This window comes from Nocardiopsis rhodophaea (assembly GCF_039530945.1).
Classification (GTDB): Bacteria; Actinomycetota; Actinomycetes; order Streptosporangiales; family Streptosporangiaceae; genus Nocardiopsis_C; species Nocardiopsis_C rhodophaea.
On sequence record NZ_BAAAPC010000006.1, the window covers coordinates 1 to 17,738 of the forward strand.

The 17,738-nt window shown below is 71.6% G+C and carries 16 protein-coding genes and 2 pseudogenes; 2 read left to right on the forward strand and 16 right to left on the reverse strand.

Translation table 11 applies throughout. The annotated features are described in order from the left end of the window. Positions 1-123: 123 nt before the first annotated feature. The 11 genes from ABD259_RS08015 to ABD259_RS08065 all read right to left on the reverse strand — a co-directional run bounded on the left by ABD259_RS08015 (position 124) and on the right by ABD259_RS08065 (position 9,981). Positions 124-582: a DUF4282 domain-containing protein gene (locus ABD259_RS08015; RefSeq protein WP_344105544.1), complete on the reverse strand. Its 459-nt coding sequence runs from the start codon at positions 580-582 to the stop codon at positions 124-126. 268 nt (positions 583-850) lie between these two features. Further along, positions 851-1,600, reverse strand: coding sequence for a YebC/PmpR family DNA-binding transcriptional regulator (locus tag ABD259_RS08020; RefSeq protein WP_344105546.1), 750 nt, complete (start codon positions 1,598-1,600; stop codon positions 851-853). Continuing rightward, positions 1,597-2,205 (reverse strand): pyridoxal 5'-phosphate synthase glutaminase subunit PdxT, encoded by a 609-nt coding sequence (pdxT, locus tag ABD259_RS08025; RefSeq protein WP_344105548.1) that lies wholly within the window; start codon positions 2,203-2,205, stop codon positions 1,597-1,599. Before pdxT ends, ABD259_RS08020 begins: the two co-directional genes overlap by 4 nt. A 248-nt stretch (positions 2,206-2,453) precedes the next feature. Further along, positions 2,454-3,365, reverse strand: coding sequence for a pyridoxal 5'-phosphate synthase lyase subunit PdxS (gene pdxS, locus ABD259_RS08030; protein WP_344105550.1), 912 nt, complete (start codon positions 3,363-3,365; stop codon positions 2,454-2,456). Between the two features lie 190 nt (positions 3,366-3,555). Next, positions 3,556-4,110, reverse strand: a complete 555-nt coding sequence (locus ABD259_RS08035; protein ID WP_344105552.1) for a LemA family protein — start codon at positions 4,108-4,110, stop codon at positions 3,556-3,558. A 5-nt stretch (positions 4,111-4,115) separates the two neighbouring features. Next, the gene (locus ABD259_RS08040; RefSeq protein ID WP_344161246.1) at positions 4,116-5,261 is read right to left on the reverse strand and encodes a glycosyltransferase family 4 protein; all 1,146 of its coding nucleotides are present in this window, start codon (positions 5,259-5,261) and stop codon (positions 4,116-4,118) included. A gap of 4 nt (positions 5,262-5,265) precedes the next feature. Continuing rightward, positions 5,266-6,360, reverse strand: coding sequence for a phosphatidylinositol mannoside acyltransferase (locus ABD259_RS08045; protein WP_344161249.1), 1,095 nt, complete (start codon positions 6,358-6,360; stop codon positions 5,266-5,268). Between the two features lie 131 nt (positions 6,361-6,491). Further along, positions 6,492-7,124, reverse strand: a complete 633-nt coding sequence (gene pgsA, locus ABD259_RS08050) for a phosphatidylinositol phosphate synthase (protein WP_344105558.1) — start codon at positions 7,122-7,124, stop codon at positions 6,492-6,494. Between the two features lie 79 nt (positions 7,125-7,203). After that, complete coding sequence (locus tag ABD259_RS08055; RefSeq protein WP_344105560.1) at positions 7,204-7,578, reverse strand: thiol-disulfide oxidoreductase DCC family protein; 375 nt, start codon at positions 7,576-7,578, stop codon at positions 7,204-7,206. Between the two features lie 24 nt (positions 7,579-7,602). Beyond that, a complete protein-coding gene (locus ABD259_RS08060; RefSeq protein WP_344105562.1) occupies positions 7,603-8,154 on the reverse strand; it encodes an HIT family protein in 552 nt (183 codons plus the stop codon). Positions 8,155-8,277: 123 nt separating this feature from the next. Continuing rightward, positions 8,278-9,981 (reverse strand): DUF885 domain-containing protein, encoded by a 1,704-nt coding sequence (locus ABD259_RS08065; protein WP_344105564.1) that lies wholly within the window; start codon positions 9,979-9,981, stop codon positions 8,278-8,280. Between the two features lie 208 nt (positions 9,982-10,189). Between ABD259_RS08065 and ABD259_RS08070 the strand changes: the two are divergent. After that, positions 10,190-10,396, forward strand: a pseudogene (locus ABD259_RS08070) (cyclase family protein); the annotation flags it as partial. Between the two features lie 66 nt (positions 10,397-10,462). On the opposite strand, the pseudogene ABD259_RS08075 reads toward ABD259_RS08070, so the two are convergent. The 4 genes and pseudogenes from ABD259_RS08075 to ABD259_RS08090 form a co-directional block, all read right to left on the reverse strand. Continuing rightward, positions 10,463-10,645 (reverse strand): annotated as a pseudogene (locus ABD259_RS08075) (ATP/GTP-binding protein); the annotation flags it as partial. 34 nt (positions 10,646-10,679) lie between these two features. Further along, a complete protein-coding gene (locus tag ABD259_RS08080; protein WP_412759426.1) occupies positions 10,680-11,171 on the reverse strand; it encodes a DUF742 domain-containing protein in 492 nt (163 codons plus the stop codon). A 32-nt stretch (positions 11,172-11,203) separates the two neighbouring features. Beyond that, on the reverse strand, positions 11,204-11,596 hold the full coding sequence (locus ABD259_RS08085) for a roadblock/LC7 domain-containing protein (protein WP_026125892.1): 393 nt from the start codon (positions 11,594-11,596) through the stop codon (positions 11,204-11,206). Between the two features lie 224 nt (positions 11,597-11,820). Next, a complete protein-coding gene (locus ABD259_RS08090) occupies positions 11,821-15,159 on the reverse strand; it encodes a sensor histidine kinase (protein ID WP_344161252.1) in 3,339 nt (1,112 codons plus the stop codon). A 528-nt stretch (positions 15,160-15,687) separates the two neighbouring features. Here ABD259_RS08090 and ABD259_RS08095 point away from each other — a divergent pair. Further along, a complete protein-coding gene (locus ABD259_RS08095) occupies positions 15,688-16,953 on the forward strand; it encodes a D-alanyl-D-alanine carboxypeptidase family protein (RefSeq protein WP_344161255.1) in 1,266 nt (421 codons plus the stop codon). A gap of 93 nt (positions 16,954-17,046) precedes the next feature. Here ABD259_RS08095 and ABD259_RS08100 read toward each other — a convergent pair whose 3' ends face one another. After that, complete coding sequence (locus tag ABD259_RS08100) at positions 17,047-17,724, reverse strand: hypothetical protein (RefSeq protein WP_344161257.1); 678 nt, start codon at positions 17,722-17,724, stop codon at positions 17,047-17,049. Positions 17,725-17,738: the final 14 nt, after the last annotated feature.

The following is a 17,738-nucleotide window of genomic DNA, read 5'->3' on the forward strand; positions in this document are numbered from 1 at the left end:
GGGTCCCGGGCGCCCTGCGGGGAGCCCGAACAAGCGTCCCGCACCCCGCTACGGCGTCCCGAAGAAGAACAAAACGGGCACTACAAGCCGCCCTGGACACAAGCAAGCAGGTAAAACAACAAGCTAGAAGCCGCCGCGCTTGCGGATGGCTGAGAGGTCCTCACTGATGCGGAAGACGACGATGAGCAGTTCGAGGCCGACGCGGGTGATGAGCACGGCGATCGCACCGCCGAGGACGGCACCGAGCAGGGCGAGGAACCCGCTGAGGGGCTCGATCGCCATGATGGTGAACGAGGTGATGACGCCGCTCAGGGTGAAGATGCCGATCAGCACCAGCCAGAGGACGTACAGCAGCTTGATGACCTTGGAGGTGACGAACTCCCGGAAGGAGAAGTCGAACAGCGACCCGAAGAAGCCCTTCTCCGTCGGCATGCGCTGCCCGGGCGCGCCCGGCGGCGGGGGCGGGGCACCCGGCCCGTAGGCACCGCCGGGCGGTGGTGCGCCGGGGCCGCCGGGCGGTGGCTGCTGGTGGTACCCGTACTGCTGGGATGGGTCGTAGGGGTAGTCGCCGGGGGCATTCATCAGCCTTGGTTCCTCATCGTCGTTCGGAGGGGGACTGCGGACGCCGCGGCCGATGGACACGGCGGCCGCGATTCAGCGTCGCCCACCATATCGGCCCCCGCTGCGGTCACGACGCACGCCCAGGCCGTAACCCCATGGCACCGCTCCCCCGGTCCGGGGGAGCGGGGCGCGGGGCGTAAGCGTGGCGGAAGCGGCAACGCCTCGGGCCCCGCTGCGAACAGCGGGGCCCGAGGCGGAAGGACGGACGGGGTGTGCGCTCGGCCGTCGGTCAGCCGATCTTCGCCATGATCTCGTCCGGGATGTCGGCGTTGGTGTACACGTTCTGTACGTCGTCGGAGTCCTCAAGGGCGTCGACGACGCGCATCACCTTCTTGGCGTCGTCCTCGCCCACGGGCACCTCCATGCTCGGCAGGAACGAGGTTTCGGCCGACTCGTAGTCGATACCGGCCTCCTGCAGGGCCGTGCGGACGTCCACCAGGTCGGTGGCCTCGCAGACGACCTCGAAGGACTCGCCCAGGTCGTTGACGTCCTCGGCACCGGCCTCCAGCACAGCGAGCGTGACGTCGTCCTCGGTGGTGCCGTCCTTGGGGACGATCACCACGCCCTTGCGGCTGAACAGGTAGGACACCGAACCGGCGTCGGCCATGGAACCGCCGTTGCGAGTGACCGCGACGCGTACCTCGGAGGCCGCGCGGTTGCGGTTGTCGGTGAGGCACTCGACGAGCAGCGCCACGCCGCCGGGGGCGTAGCCCTCGTACATGACGGTTTCCCAGTTGGCCCCACCGGCCTCCTCACCGGAACCGCGCTTGCGCGCGCGCTCGATGTTGTCCAGCGGCACCGAGTTCTTCTTCGCCTTCTGGATGGCGTCGAACAGCGTCGGGTTGCCATCCGGGTCGCCACCACCAGTACGCGCGGCCACCTCGACGTTCTTGACCAGCTTGGCGAAGAGCTTGCCTCGCTTGGCGTCGATGACGGCTTTCTTGTGCTTCGTGGTGGCCCACTTGGAGTGGCCGCTCATGCGTTTCCTTTCACCATGTCGACGAAGAGCCGGTGGATACGCGCGTCCCCGGTGAGTTCGGGATGGAATGACGTGGCCAGCAGGCCCCCCTGTCGGACCGCGACGATCCTACCGGCGCGTTCTCCGTGGGTGACCTGGCCGATCACGTCGACGTCGGCGCTGACGGACTCGACCCAGGGCGCCCGGATGAACACCGCCTCCAGCGGCCCTCCGTCGACCCCCGCGATCTCGATCGGCGACTCGAAGGACTCGGTCTGCCGACCGAAGGCGTTGCGCCGCACCGTCATGTCGATCCCGCCGACGGTCTCCTGGTCCGCGGCGCCGTCCAGGATGCGGTCGGCCAGCAGGATCATCCCCGCGCACGTACCGTAGGCGGGCAGCCCTTCGTGGATGCGCTTGCGCATCGGTTCCATCAGCTCGTAGCGCACCGCGAGCTTGGACATCGTGGTCGACTCTCCACCAGGGAGGACCAGGCCGTCGACCTCGTCGAGTTCCTCGGGACGCAGGACCGGGCGCGCGGGGACGCCGAGCCCTTCGAGGACACGCAGGTGTTCGGCGGTGTCGCCCTGGAGGGCGAGGACCCCGATGGTGGGTGTGGCGGTCAACGAACTACCTCGCTCGGAATTCACGGTGCTGGGGCGTGGGCCGGGGCACGCTGTGTCCGGCTGCCCAATTCACCAGCCTAGATGCTCTGGCGATCCGGACACGACACATGGCGGCCGGGCTGAGGGTTTCTGCTCCGGCCGCCGGATCGCGGACCTGGGCACAGAGCCGGACGCGCCGCCCGGGGACGGCCGGCGGCGGTCGGCCTCGGTGCGGCGCCGGTCGCGCCGACGCGGAAAACGGTGGCCGGCTACCAACCGCGCCCGGCGTAGCGCTGGGTCTCGTCGAGCTCGTCGAGGTTGATACCGACCATGGCACCGCCCAGGCCGCGGGAGACCTTGGCGATGACCTCGGGGTCGTTGTAGTGCAGCGTGGCCTGCACGATGGCGTCGGCGCGTTTGGCCGGGTCGCCCGACTTGAAGATGCCGGAGCCGACGAAGACGCTCTCGGCGCCGAGCTGGCGCATCAGGGCCGCGTCGGCCGGGGTGGCCACGCCGCCGGCGGAGAACAGCGGGACCGGGAGCTTGCCCAGGCGCGCGACCTCCTTGACGATGTCGTACGGCGCCCGCATCTCCTTGGCCGCGCCGAACAGCTCGGCCTCGTCGAGGGTGCCCAGGCGCTTGATCTCGGAGCGGATGGACCGCATGTGCCGGGTGGCCTCGACTACGTTGCCGGTCCCGGCCTCGCCCTTGGAGCGGATCATGGCCGCGCCCTCGGCGATGCGGCGCAGTGCCTCGCCGATGTTGGTGGCGCCGCAGACGAACGGAACGGTGAAGGCCCACTTGTCGATGTGGTGGGCCTCGTCGGCCGGGGTGAGGACCTCCGACTCGTCGATGAAGTCGACACCCAGGGACTGCAGGACCTGCGCCTCGACGAAGTGACCGATACGGGCCTTGGCCATGACCGGGATGGAGACGGCCTCGACGATGCCGTCGATCATGTCCGGGTCGGACATCCGGGCCACTCCGCCGTCCTTGCGGATGTCGGCGGGGACGCGCTCCAGGGCCATGACCGCGACGGCACCGGCGTCCTCGGCGATCTTGGCCTGCTCCGGGGTGACCACGTCCATGATCACGCCGTTCTTGAGCTGCTCTGCCATGCCGCGCTTGACGCGGGTGGTACCCACGGTGCTCTCGGTCGAGTTCTCAACGGTGTTGGCCACGGTGGCGGACTCCCAAGTTCTTCAGCGGAGAGGGGATTACCCGCCCGCGATGCGCCGAGACTGGTCCGCATCCGGGCTTCTTCACTCCCCATACTAGATCCTCTCCTCCCCACCTTTCTCAGGACATTTCGGCGCCTTTCGCCTACGGTGCTCGACACTCTGTCCTGCCCCGCCTCCCCGGAGCCGCGCCTCAGGCCCCGCGCCCCCAGGCCGGGGGCTCGTCGTCCATCTCGAAGAACTCCGGCATGGGCGCGTGCCCGGCCAGCCGGAAGACGCTGACCAGACGGCTGGATCGGGCCTCGCGGATGCTCGCGACGCCGTCGTTGTAGAAGCGCCGCGCCAGGTGGACACGCTTGGCCGCGGCCTCGACCTCGGCCAGCAGGTCGTCGCCGGCGGGGTCGCGACCCGCCGCCATGGCCTCGGTGAAGCCGGGCTGGTCCACCACCGCGCGCAACGCCCGCGACAGGTTGCTCTCGGCCAGCTCCCGCGCGGCGCGGTCGGTGGCCCGGCGCGCCTTGCCCGCGGCGTCGGCCAGCAGCACCGAGGAGGCTGGCTCCAGTTCGGCCGCGGAGGCGAGCTCCAGCACGACCGCGCCGCGGCGCTCCAGCGCGGCGTCCAGGGCCGCCTGCGCCGTCTCGACGCGGGTGTGCAGCCGGTCCAGCCGTCCGGCCCGCCAGGACAGGTAGAAGCCCGACAGCACCAGCAGCGCGAAGACCACGGACACGGCAGCCAGCAGCTCGGCCATCCGCCCTACGCCTCCTCTCGCCGTCCCGCCGTCACCGGACCGGTGGCGGCACCGGCCAGGACGGTCTCGTACACCCGCAGCACATCCTCGGCCACGGTGCGCCAGTCGTAGCCGCGCACCGCGGCGCGCGCCGACGCCGACAGGGAGCGGCGGCGCGACGGAGAGTCGAGCAGCTCGGCGGCGCCCCCGGCCAGGGCGGCGGGGTCGCCGGCGGCGAACAGGTGGCCGGCCTCGCCACCGCGCAGCACCTGCCGGAACGCGGGGATGTCGCTGGCCAGGATGGCGGCTCCCGCCGACATCGCCTCGGTGAGCACGATGCCGAAGCTCTCCCCGCCCAGGTTGGGCGCGCAGAACAGGTCGACCGAGTGGTAGGCGCGGATCTTGTCCTCGTCGTCGACGCGTCCCAGCATCTCCACGCGGTCCCGCAGGTCCGCCGGGAGGCGGCTGAGCGCCTCGTCGGCGTCGCCGGGTCCGGCGACGAGGAGGCGCAGCCCCTCGCGTTGGCGGCCCAGGGTGGTGAACGCTTCCAGCAGCACCCCCAGGCCCTTGCGCGGTTCGTCGAGACGGCCCACGAAGCCGATCGCGCCGCCCGGCCCCGGCCAGCCGTCCAGCGGTTCGGCCTTCTCGAAGCGCTGGACCGCGACCCCGTTGGGGATGAGGACCGCGTCGCCGCCGAGGTGTTCGACGAGCGTTTTCCGGGCGGAATCCGACACGGCGATCCGGCCGCTGATCTTCTCCAGGGCGGTGCGCAGGGCGGCGGCCGAGACCGACATCGCCCGGGAGCGGGGGTTGGAGGTGTGGAAGGTGGCGACGATCGGGCCGTCGGCCACCCAGCAGGCCAGCAGGGACAGACTGGGGGCGGCGGGTTCGTGGACGTGCAGGACGTCGAACTCGCCCTCGCGGATCCAGCGCCGCACGCGGGCGGCGACACGGAAGCCGAACGCGAGCCGCGCCACCGACCCGTTGTAGGGCACGGGGACGGCGCGTCCGGCGGGGACGATGTGGGCGGGCAGTTCGGCGTCGGAGTCGCACGGGGTCAGAACGGAGACCTCGTGGCCGAGCTCCATGAGGGTTTCGGCGAGGTCGCCCACATGCTGCTGAACACCCCCGGGGACTTCCCACGTGTAGGGGCAGACCAGGCCTACGCGCATCGCGTCACCGCCTCCGGCCGACGTCGTCATCGCGCGGCGGGGCCGGATCCGCCGACACGTCGGGGGCTGTGTCCACCGTAGTCGCGTGGCACCCGCCAGGCGCGCGATGAGCGCCCGTGTCGGGCGTCGTTGGGGAGGGGGCGGCGCACGGGGCGACCGTCGCGGCGCGGCCGGTGGCGTCCGCGGCCCCGGTACGGTCCGGGTCGGCGAGGTCGTCGAGGTCCGCGGCGAATACGCGCTGCAGCATGTGCCAGTTCTCCGGGTGTTCGGCGATCACGCCCTCGAACTCCCCGGCCAGCCGCTGCGTCATGGCCCGGACCTTGGCGGCGCGGTCGCCCTCCTCGGGCACGGGGATCTCCTCGTGGACGCGGATGCGCATGGTGTCCCCGTCGTACCACAGGGAGACCGGCAGCAGCGCGGCACCGGTGCGCTCGGCCAGCACGGCCGGGCCCGCGGGCATGCGGGCCGCCTCGCCGAAGAAGTCGACCTCGATCCCGTTGCGGGTGAGGTCGCGGTCGGCGAGCAGGCAGACCAGGCGGCCGTCGCGCAGCCGCCGGGCGAGCGTGCCGAAGGCGTTGCCGTCGCCGCCGGTGAGCGGCAGCACCTCGATGCCGATGCTCTCCCGTGCGGCAACGAAGCGCTGGAAGAGGCGTTCGGGGCGGACGCGCTGGGCCACGGTCGTCGGCCGGATGCCGTGCATCGCGATCCACGCCCCGGCGAGGTCGTAGTTGGCCATGTGCGGCAGCGCGGCGACGACGCCCCGGCCGCGGCGGAGGTTCGTCTCGACGTTCTCCAGGCCGGTCACGTCGACACGGCGCATGACCTGGCCGCGGGTCATCGCCGGCAGGCGGAACATCTCGTAGTAGTAGCGCATGTAGGAGCGCATGGTCGCGCGCGAGAGCGCGCGCAGCTGGGCCAGGGTGGCGTCGGGCCCGGCGACCCGCCGCAGGTTGGCCTCAAGCTGCCGGACACCGCCGATCCGCTTGCGCCAGGCGTGGTCGGCGATCCGGTCGAACACGCGCCGCCCCGCCCCTTCGGGGACCGTGCGGAGCAGCGCCCAGCCCGCGGTGAAGGCCGCCGCGGAGGTCCGTTCGTCCATATCCGCTTCTGCCTCGTCTCTCGTCATGGGGGTCGTCGGGCCGCTCGTCGGGACCGCCGGCCGGCCGCCGAGGTGCCAGGGGTGGCGGGGGCGCCCACCGGTCGGGGGCGGGCGCGCCCGTCACACGGGGGTCAGGCGTTCTCGGAGTCGCCCGCGTGCTGGGGCGGCGCGGTCAGCCGGGCCCGCGTCTCGACCAGGCGCTGGGCGATGGTGACCGCGCTGAGCGCGGCCAGCAGCCACAGGCCGCCCGCCAGGACATAGGGGACACCCAGACCGCCAAGCCCCGCGGCGACGAGGACGAGGATGAGGCGCTCCGTGCGCTCGGCAATGCCCACGTCGCAGTTGGCACCCAGTCCTTCGGCGCGGGCTTTGATGTAGGAGACCCCGAACCCGGCGATCATGCAGAACAGGGTCAGCCCGGCCAGGACCGGGTCGTTGCCCCCACCGGTGAACCACCACAGCAGTCCCGCGAAGATCGCGGCGTCGGAGAGCCGGTCGAGCGTGGAGTCGAGGAAGGCCCCCCACTTGCTGTCGGCGCCGGTGGAGCGCGCCACGGCCCCGTCCAACATGTCGAACAGCACGAACACCGTGACGACGACGGTGCCGACGTAGAGTTCGCCGCGCGGGTAGAAGTACATCGAGCTCACGACGACACCGATCGCCCCGATAAGGGTGACCATGTTCGGGGTGAGGCCGATCCGGGCGAGCCCCTGCCCCACGGGGCGGGTGACTCGGGCGACGGCAGGACGCAGGATTCGCAGCATGACTTCTCTAGATCCTAGAGCGGATGGTCCGTGACACGCGGGGTGCGCCACGCTCACCGGGTGGTGCGCGTGCGTCTCCTCACCCGGGCGGACGGATCCGGCAGGCGGCGGTCCCGCCCGGCATCCGGTGGCGGTTGGCCGCCACCCAGCGGTAGGCGACGGCGCCCACCGACCGCAGCGGGCCGGTTCGCAGCAGGAGGCCGAGCGGTCGCCACACGCGGCGCGGCGACGCGAGCAGGAGGACGGCCACGGCGTCGATGCCGCCCCATACGCGGCGCCCGTCGGGGTGCAGCACGAGGACCTCGTTCTGGGCGCGGCTCGCCAGCTCATCGGAAAGGCCGCCGTCCTGGAAGGGCACGGCCACGATGTCGGGCACCACGTGCCGCAGCGCGAACTCCACGCACGAGCTGCAGAAGGCGCAGTCGCCGTCGAAAACCAGCACCGGTGTGGACATGCCGCCTCCGTCGTCCGACCGTCGTCAGTGTTCTGGCCAATGCTCGGCGAGTGCCGCGCGGGTCTGGGCCAGCATCTCCGGCAGCACCTTGGTCTGGCCGATCACCGGCATGAAGTTGGTGTCGCCTCCCCAGCGGGGAACGACGTGCTGGTGCAGGTGCGCGGCGATGCCCGCGCCTGCGGGGCTGCCCAGGTTCATCCCGACGTTGAACCCCTGCGGTCCGGCGGACCGGCGCAGCGCGGTGATGCCGTCCTGGGTCATCGCGGCGAGATCGGCGGTCTCGGCCTCGTCCAGCTCGGTGTAGTCGGCGACGTGCCGGTAGGGGCAGATCAGCAGGTGCCCACTGTTGTAGGGGTAGAGGTTGAGCACCGCGAACGTGGTCTTCCCGCGGGCCACGACGAGGCCTTCCTCGTCCGGCAGCCCCGGGGCGCGGCAGAACGGGCAGCCGTCACCGGCGGCCGACGTCTTGGGCTTGTCGCCCTTGATGTAGGCCATGCGGTGCGGTGTCCACAGGCGCTGGAAGCCGTCGGGGTCCATGGCGCCTCCCGCGACGTCCTCCCGCTCCGACCCGCTCATCGCCCGCTCACCTCATCAAATTCGCTCATGCGGTCATTCTCCCGCTGCTTGGCGGTTTCCAGCATAGGAGGCCCCCGCGGTCCCGCGCGCCAGGGCAGGCCACGGTTCCGCCACGGTCGTTGATCACAGGCCCAGCAGGGTGCGCAGGTGGCGCGGGGAGGGGGAGCCGTGGGCGAGCATCGCGTCGTGAATCTCCCGCGGGCGGGCGTCGGGGCGCGCCTCCTTCAGGTCCCGGGCGAGGTCGGCGACCTCGCGGTAGCCCACGTAGTAGGTGGACAGCTGGGCGCTGGTCAGCTGGGCGCGGCGCCACTTCCCGGCGGCCTCGCCCTCTTCCTGGTGGCCGCGCTCGGTGAGCAGCGCCATGGCCTCCGACTCGGTGAGCCCGAGGGCGTGGGTGCGCACATCGAGGATCGCGTTGATGATCATCCGCAGCCGCATCTTGAGCTGGATCAGCCGTAAAGCGAGGTTGTCGCGGTCGGCGCCTTCCGCCCAGCCGTGTCCGGCCAGGACCTCCTCGGTGTAGACGGCCCAGCCCTCGACGAACGTGCCGCTCATCAGGGCGCGCCGGATGCGGGTGCCGCCGTCGTATCCGGTGGCGTGCGCCAGCTGCAGGGCGTGGCCGGGGACGCCCTCGTGCACCATGAGGTTGCGCAGCATGGTGGCGTTGTACTCGCGGTAGAAGGAGTCCTGTCGCTCGGTCGGCCAGTCGGCGGGCGGGGGCGCGACGGCGATGAGCGTCGGCTCACCGGGGGCCGGCGACAGCGGGCCGGGCGGGTCGCAGTAGGCGACGGCCACGCCGCGCCGGGACTCCGGCATGGTGATGACCTTCACCTGCTGGCCGGGGATCGAGGCGAGGTCGGTCTCCTGTGTCCGGCCGAAGAGGTGCTCCAAGGCCTCTTCGGCCAGCGGCCGGATGGTGTCGGCGCTGGTGGCGGTCGCGCCGGCGATCCGGTCGAGGACGGCGCGGACCTGCCCCTGGTAGCGGGGCGTGCCGTCGTACTCGGCGGCGGCCTCGGCGATCTCCTCCTCGGTGGCCAGCAGGTCGCTCTCGGCGCGGGTCAGTAGCGCGTCGCGGGAGATCTCGGAGTCGAGCGTGTACCACAGCTGCGCCGCATACGCGCGCTCACCGAGCCGGGGGTCGGCGGTGGCTCCGTCGAGGCGCGAGCGGAGCCACTCGATGTGCTCGCGCATGGCGGCCACGGCGCGCTCGCGCGCGGCGCCGACCTGCGGCCGGAGGGCAGGGGCGTCGTCGAGCAGCGCGTCGACCTCGGTGCCGAGCATCGCGACCGCGCCCTCGGCCTGGGCGATGGCGGTCTCCACGTGGACGCGCGGCATGCCGGGGCCGCCCTCCAAGCGGGTGCGCGCGGTCGCGAGGAAGTCCGGCACGGCGTCGCAGCGCGCGGCCAGGGCCGTGAGGCGCTCCTCCAGGGGCTGGGAGGCGCGGACGATGAGCCCGTAGAGGGCGTCGCCCGGCAGCTGGAGAAGGGGGTCCCAGGTGTGCGGCCGCAGCTCGGTGAGCCGCCACAGGTCGGCGGAGACGCGGTTGCGCAGCATCTCCAGGTCCACCCGGTCGGCGGCGGGCAGCAGCAGGTCGTCGATCTCGTCGAGTGCGCCGAGGGCGTCGCCGAGCATCCCGGCGCGGCGCGCGTCGGCGTCGGCGGAGTGGTCGGTGAGCCGGTCGGCGAACCGGTGGTCGCCCAGTTCGCTCGCCCATTCGGGAGACTCGGCGAGCAGCGCGTCCAGCACGCGCTCCCCGACGTTGTGGAACCGGTCGGTCATGGCGTTGGTGCCGGGGTCGGGCTGCCCCTGCGGAACGTTCTCAGTCATCGCCGTTCATCCTGCCCTGTCCGGGCACGCGTCGCACATCCCCAGGTTGGCCTGCCCACGTTGGTGGGCCCACGTTAGTCTGCTAACCCGGAGGAGGCCCGAACGGCCGCCGGGCGGCGGCCCGGTGGCGACGGCGCCACCGATGAGCACGGGGTCCGTGCGGGGCACGACCGGTCCACACCGGTGAAGTGAAAAGGGAAGGCTAACCATGCGCGCGACGCGAATCGTCGATCTGAGCCGTCCTGTCGGTCCGGAAACGCAGGTCTTCCCCGGGGACCGGCAGCCGTCGCTGGAGTCGGCCGCGACCATCGCCGACGCGGGGGTCAACTCGACGGAGCTGCACCTGACGTCGCACACGGGGACGCACGCCGATGCCCCGTTCCATTTCCTGGCCGACGGGCCGCGGCTGGAGGAGCTGCCGCTGGAGCTGTTCTGCGGCCCGGCGGTGGTGGTGGACGTCACGGGGAGGGCGGACCGCTCCCCCATTGTCCATGGCCACGGTGGTGGTCTGCTTGTCCGGCGTCTTGGCGAGGTCGTCGACTCCGACACTCGCGCTGGTCATGACCGCTTCGGTGGTCAGCGGCACGATCTCGGAAACGGAGCCGACGAACGTCGTCTTACCGACACCGAAGCCTCCGGCGACGACGATCTTGACCGACGTCATCGCGCTCGCCGAAGCACCGCCCTCACCGGCCGCGCTAGAGCTTGCGAAGTCCACTGAGCACCCTTTCAAGCAGGTTGACGTTGGGCCGGCTGTCGGTGTTGAGCGACGAGCGGATCTGGACAAGACCCTGCTCCGACATGTCCGCGACGAGCACCCGGGCGACACCGAGCGGGATCCGCAGGAGCGCCGAGATCTCGGCCACGGAGCGCCACTCCCGGCACAGGTCACTGATCGCCTGGCACTCGGGGGTCAGGGTGCCCTGCTCGTTGCGGGCCGTCGCCGTCGCTGAGATCAGGGCCTCCAGCGGCAGCTGGGACTTCGGCTTGGTCCGCCCCTTGGTGACAGCGTAGGGCCGGACCAGCGAGCTGGGGCCGTTGGGGGCCGCCGGCCGTGGTTGTTGGTCGACTGATTGCTGGCTAGGTCGTGGAACATCTCCGCCCGGACCGTCCGCCAGCGCTCTGGAGCCACTGACGGCTTCCTGTCCGAACCACGAGGCGCTCCCGGCATCTCTACTGTGAGGTGCCACCACTTCCTCCTGTCCGTGGTGGTTCAGTGGATTCACGAGGTACGCGCCGCCGGAGTCAGTGCCCGCCCGGTACGCTCGACGAGCAGGGTCATCTCGTAGGCGACCAGCCCCAAGTCGCAGTTGGCCGAGGCAAGGGCGGCGAGGCAGGACCCGTCACTGATCGACATGATGAGCAGGAGCCCGCGCTCCATCTCGACGACCGTCTGGGCGACCGCCCCGCCTTCGAAGACGCGCGAGGCACCCTGGGTCAGGCTGGACAGCCCCGAGGCGATCGCCGCCAGCTGGTCCGCCCGGTCCGCGGGGAATCCCGACGATGCCGCGAGCGGGAGCCCGTCCGAGGAGACGACGATCGCGTGGGCGACGTCCGGCACGCGGTTTGCGAAGTCAGTGATCAGCCAGTTGAGCTCATTCACCGGTTGACTCATCTGCTCTCCTGTCCGTCCCGGCCTTCGCGCGGGCCACCCATGCAGGGGCCGCCAGTCAGCCAAGTGTTCTTCGATAGTGACTTTATGGGGAACGAATGTCCTGGAAGTGCGGATGATGCTAATTCATGCCCCATCCGTGATCTTCCGCCGCCCCGCGCTCCGGGCCCGCGGGCCCGGAAGCAGCGGGCCGGATAGTGACCGGCCACGGTCGCACTGGGCACTGCTCATTTCTCCTCTGACGACCGACCGCCACCCTGCTGACGCCCTTCCTGGACACCCCTCTGCAAGCCGGCGAACCGGTTTCGAACCCGGTCGGCGGACCTGGAAGGGATCTGCCGAACGTTGTCCGGTTGGGGAACCGTACCGGGCACAAGGTTTGCCTTGGGAACGCGTTTTGGCAACCCCGATGACGTCAACCCGCCCGCGATGGGCTCGGCCGCGGAGCGCGCGGCCTTCCAACCGCGGTCGGCGTCCGAGCGCCACTCGTCCTCGGGCTGCTGCTCGGGAGCGGCCGCCTGCGGCGCCGACGACTCGGGGGTGGCCTGCGGCGTCGCAGCGGCCGCAGCCCCATCCGCGACGGGGCTGCCCGCCTCGTCCATTCGCGGCATCGGGCCGGTCTCCGGCTCGGCCGCGGTGGGACCGCCGCTACGGCGGCGGAACCAGTTCGACTCGATCGCGTCGAAGATCGGCAGCGCCTCGCCGCCGCCGTCGGGCGACGGTGGAACCACGGTGCTGTGCCCCGCTCCCCCGCTGCCGTAGCGGCGGGACAGGTAGGCGGTGGAGCCGTAGCCCTCGCGCGAATCGGGGTCGGCCACCGGGTGCGGCGCGGCCTGTTCTGGGCCGCGCGCCCACGGGTCGACCACCGGCTCGCGCTCGCCGCGCCAATGGTCCGGCCCGTCCGTCCCCGCGGGGGCTCCGGCCGAGGTCCACCCCGGGGCGGGGGGCTCTGGTGCCGCAGCGGGCGGCTCGGGCGCGGCGGAGGGCGGTTCGGCGGGCGGCTGCACTGGGCGCTCGGGTTGCGCGGGCTCAGCCGGGAACGCCCCGGTGTCGCCCGTGCCGCGGCGGTCGCCGCCGAAGGCGTCGAAGCTGGAGGTGGTTGAATCGCCGCCGAACGCGTCGCCCGCCCAGGAGTCCGCGGACCATCGCGAGGGGCGCTCCCGCGGGAGCTGGGGCCCGGTGCCCGGTCCGCTGGTGGACGCGGAATCGGCGGACGGTGTCGAGGGCCACTCCTCCGGCACCGCCGGGGGCTCGGAGGTTGGGGGCGTGCTCGGGGACGGGGACGGCGGGTCCGTCGGGGTGGACGGTGGGGTGTTCCACCCTGCGCCGCCCCACAGGTCCTCGCCGCTGGGCGGGTGCTCGTCGGAGCGGACACCGGCGCCGGGCTGCCGCTTGGGCAGCCCGGAGGCGCGCTCCTCGCCCGAGTCGCCCGTCTGCCACATGTCGCCGGGTTCGGCGGGGGCGGGGTTGGCCGCGAAGGCGGCCGTGGCCTCGGCGTAGGTGTCGGGGACCGGCGGCAGGGCGCTCGGCTGGCCGCCGGCGGGCTCGACCGGGGTGATCAGCAGGTCCGAGGGGAAGACAGCGGTGGCCGTGATGCCGCCGTTGTGGGCCGGGTGCAGCCGCACCTGGATGCCGTGGCGGGCCGCCAGGCGGCTGACCACGAACAGGCCCATGCGGCGGGAGACGGCCACGTCGATGACGGGCGGCTGGGAGAGGCGCTCGTTGATCTCGGTGAGCTCATCGGCGTCCATACCGATGCCGCTGTCGGTGACCTCGATCCGGACGCCGCCGTTGTCGAGGGCTTCAGCCTCGACCGAGACCTCGGAGTCGTTGGGGGAGAACGAGGTTGCGTTCTCCACCAGCTCGGCGACGAGGTGGATGACGTCGTTGACGGGGCGGCCGAGCACGGAGATGTGGGAGGGGGCGCGGACGTTGACGCGCTCGTACTGCTCCACCTCGGAGGCGGCGGCCCGCAGCACGTCGACCAGCGGCACCGGCTGCGCCCACTTGCGGGTGTTGTCCTGGCCGGAGAGGACGAGCAGGTTCTCGTTATTACGGCGCATACGGGTGGCCAAGTGGTCCAGCGAGAACAGGTCCGACAGCCGGTCGGAGTCCTGCTCGCTCTGCTCCAGGCCGTCGATGAGCCGGAGCTGCCGTTCCACCAGCGTCTGGCTGCGCCGGGACAGGTTGACGAACATCGCGTTGACGTTGCTGCGCAGGGCGGCCTCCTCAGAGGCCAGGCGCAGTGCCACCCGGTGGACCTCGTCGAAGGAGCGGGCGACCTCGCCGATCTCGTCCTCGGTGCCGACCTCGATGGGCGCGACCGTGACCTCCTCGGGCGCGGAGCTGGTCTCCTGCATCCGGGTGATGGAGTCGGGCAGGTCCTCCTCGGCGATCCGGATGGCGCCCTCGCGGAGTCGGCGCAGGGGCTGGACCAGCGAGCGGACGACGAGCGAGGTGACGCCGAAGACCGCCATGATCACGAGCAGGACGATCAGCGTCTCCACGACGGCGCGCCACAGGGCGTCGGATTCGAGACTGGAGGCCCGGGAGCCGACCGAACCCGCCAGCTTCTCCTCGACCTTCTCCATCTTGTTCAGGGTGGAGCCGGCGGCCTTGTCGTAGCTGTCCGCGTCGTCGTTCTCCGTGACACCGGTGAGCTTCTGGTCGGTCTCCAGGCGCATCATGACGCGCAGCCGGGTGGTCTCCATCCGGCTGACGTCAAGGCCCTTGAACGTGTCGTCGAACATCTGGCGCTGGCCGACCGTGGCCGCACCGGTGAAGTTCTGGATCTCGTTGTCGTAGCGCGCCCGGCTGCTGGAGATGGCCTCCTGGACACCGCTGGACATCGATCCGCGCATCAGCGAGTGGAGCATGAGCGCCGACTCATACGACAGGTGCTCGCGGGCGCGGCTCACAGCGGTCATCGCGCGCACGCTCTCGCGGAGACCCGTGTCGTCGGTGGATTCGGCGATGGTCTGATTGAAGTCGGTGAGGGAGTTGATCACCTGGCGGTACTTGGTGGCGGCGGGCAGCACCGTGATGCGGGACTCCTGGACCTCCTTGCGCACAGTGTCGAGGCTGTCCAGGTTGTTCAGCATCTGGGACATGCGGTTGCGGCCCAGATCGGTCCCGGGGGCGCCCAGCTCCTGGATCTCGCTGTCGACCTTCTGCTTGGCCTGCTTGGTCTCCTGGATCCGGTCCTGTAGTTCGCGCAGGAGCTTCTCGTCGCGCTTTTCCGGGTTGGGATCGTCGGCGATGTAGACGGCGCTGGCCGATCGCTCCTGGCCCAGCCGGTTGCCCAGCTTGACGACCGCCTCGCCCAGCGACGCGGTGCTCTTGATGCGGTCGTGGGTGACCGTGTTCACGACGCTTTCGGAGATCCGCAGCCCACCCAGCACCAGCGCGACGGCGGTGGGGATGACGATCAGCGCGACGAGCCTTGAGCGGACTCGCCAGTTACGTGGCGCGAACCAGCGAACGCGGCGCTTCGGCGCGGCTTCGACGTCGTGCGTCGGCTCCTCGGTCGGGGCGCCGGCTCCATGTTCTGTCGCTCGTGTCGACACGGACCCTCGCAACCTTTCGTGTCACCGCCTCGGGTGATGGGACGTGGGCCCTCATGAGTAGTCGGGTCCGGCCACGCTTGGGAGAACCCTGAGTGACGCCGGGAAAGTCGCTCGGGCCTACTGTCGCCGACGACGGCGCGCAGGAAACTGGGAGGCTCTTTCGCACCGGGACTCGCCTCATGAGGGGTGAGAGGCGTTGTGCTCCATAAACCATCAATGGTGCACGTGAGGTGGATAGCGTATCAATCCACACAGAGACCTCGGATCCCGCGATCCGCCCACTCGCGCGATCCCCTTGGGGCGGATAGCTCCCGATGCCCGCATTATCCCCCCAGTTGGGCCGATTCCGCAGGCCATGCCACATGAGCCCCACCAGTCCCAACGCATCGATAACTTTTCGAACACGCCCCGGACGTACTCGGCGACACGTGGTACCGGCTGTCAATGTGACTACTGCGCACGTGTGTTTCGGGGGGAACGTTCGTGAATCAGTGGGAAACGTTACTGAGTCGTCCAGGTGGGTCGGGGATGGCCTCCTTTGTCCGCGCGGCCTGTTCCATGGCTATCGGTGCGGGCCTGGTGGTGCCGCTGTCGGCCGCGGCGGCACTGGCGCTCGGAGCGCCCGCGTACGCCGATCCCCCCGACGGAGCGGGGGACGCCGCGAGCGCGGGAGGACACCCGGACACGGAAGCCGACATCGGAGCCCGAGCCGAAGTCGGGGCCGACGACACAGTCGGCGCGCTCAAGGCGCGGTTGGCCGCGGTCCGCGCCCAGCTCGACGACCTGTACGCCGACGCCGACCAGGCCATCCTCGACTACCTGGACGAGGAGGAGCGGCTGGACGACGCCGAACAGGCGCTGGACTCGGCCCGCCGTGCCGCGGACCGCGCGCGGGAACGCCACGCGGACTCCAGAAACGCCGCCGTCCGGCACGCGGTCTCCGCCTACAAGGGCGCCGACCTGCACCCCTCCGTGGCGTTCTCGACGCCCGGCGGCCCCCAGGAAGTCCTGGACCGGTCCGGCTACATCAAGCTGCTCGGGGACCGGCGCGGCCAGGTCCTCAAGCGCGCAAAGGCGGCCGGCGTCGCCGCCGACACCCTGCGGTCCATGGCCGCCTCCGCGGCCGAGGAACAACAGGAGGCCACCAAGGCCGCCGCCGCGGCGAAAAGGCAGGCGTTCGACGCCGTCCAGGCGGAGGAGGACGCGTTCGCCGACATCCTGGCGCGACAGTCGCGGCTGCAGACGCGCCTCAGCCACGCCCAGGGCGACGGATCGGGCCGGGAGCAGCGGCGCACCCGCGCGCTGGCGCGCGCACAGCAGGCGGCCGCGCCGGGGAGCCGCATCGGCGGGCGGGGGCAGCACGCGCGGGGCGCGGATTCCCTGTGCACCGGCGTTGACCTGAGCAAATACGCCAACGGGAGGATCCCGAGGTCCGCCCTGTGCCCGCTCCCCCAGCCCGGCGAGATGCTGCGTGCCGACGCGGCGGCGGCGTTCATCGAGCTCGACGGCGCGTTCCAGGACAGGTTCGGCCGCCCGATGTGCGTGGCGGATTCCTACCGCCCGCTCGACGAGCAGGTCCGCCTTTTCCGCGAGATGGCCGCGGGCATGGCGGCCCACCCCGGCACCAGTACGCACGGCCTGGGCCGGGCGGTGGACCTGTGCGGCGGCGTCAATGAGTACGGCTCGGTCGAGCACGAGTGGATGCTGGCCAACGCGCCGGCCTACGGCTGGGAGAACCCGGCGTGGGCCCGCAACGGTTTCGAGCCGTGGCACTGGGAGTTCGCCGGACGGTGACCGCGCGGCGGGCGGAGGCGCCGGGCCCTCGCACACGGGGAGGGGGCCGCCGGTGTCCGGCGTCGGCGATGCCGCGCGCGTCGCCTTGCCGTGTCAGGCGCCGGAGCCGACGCGGATCTCGAACATGCCCAAGGGGCCGCCGTCGATGAACAGCTCCTCGCCGTATTCCAGCAACCGCGTCTCGGCGGGCAGGTCGGCGCGGATATCGCCGGTGGGTCCGTCGGTCGGCCGCGGCGGCCCGCTGGTGGTGGCACGAGCCAGGGCCTCCTCCCCGACGCTCGCGGTCACCGTGAGGTCGCCCCCTCCGAGTTCGTCGGGGGTGACGATCGCCGGGCCCAGGGTAAGCGCGGCTGGGGCCCGCTCGGGGGTGCGCCACAGGCAGGCCAGGGTCGAACCCGCGCGTCCCCCGCGGGCGTCGAACACGGCGGCCGCCCCCACGGCAGCGGACAGCGCTTCGGTTCCCTCGGGGAGCAGCACGCCGTCGTCGGTTCCGCGCACCAGACCCGGCGCGACTTCGGTCCACGTGCCGTCCACCCGGGCGGGGACGGGGTGTGCGGGGCGGACCGGGGGGCAGTGGCAGGCCTCGAACCGCACGATGATCTCCACCGGGTCAGCGAGCGCCCGGTCGAAGGAGTGCTTAAGGGTGTCGCCACCCGCGGCCAGCAGCTCGGGTACGGTTTCCGGCCCCGGGTAGCCGAAGACGCAGCCGTCGTCGATCACTCCGGTCCGCTCCGCGCCCCCGCTGGGCGAGAGGTAGGTGACCCAGTGCATTGCCGCCCTTTCCG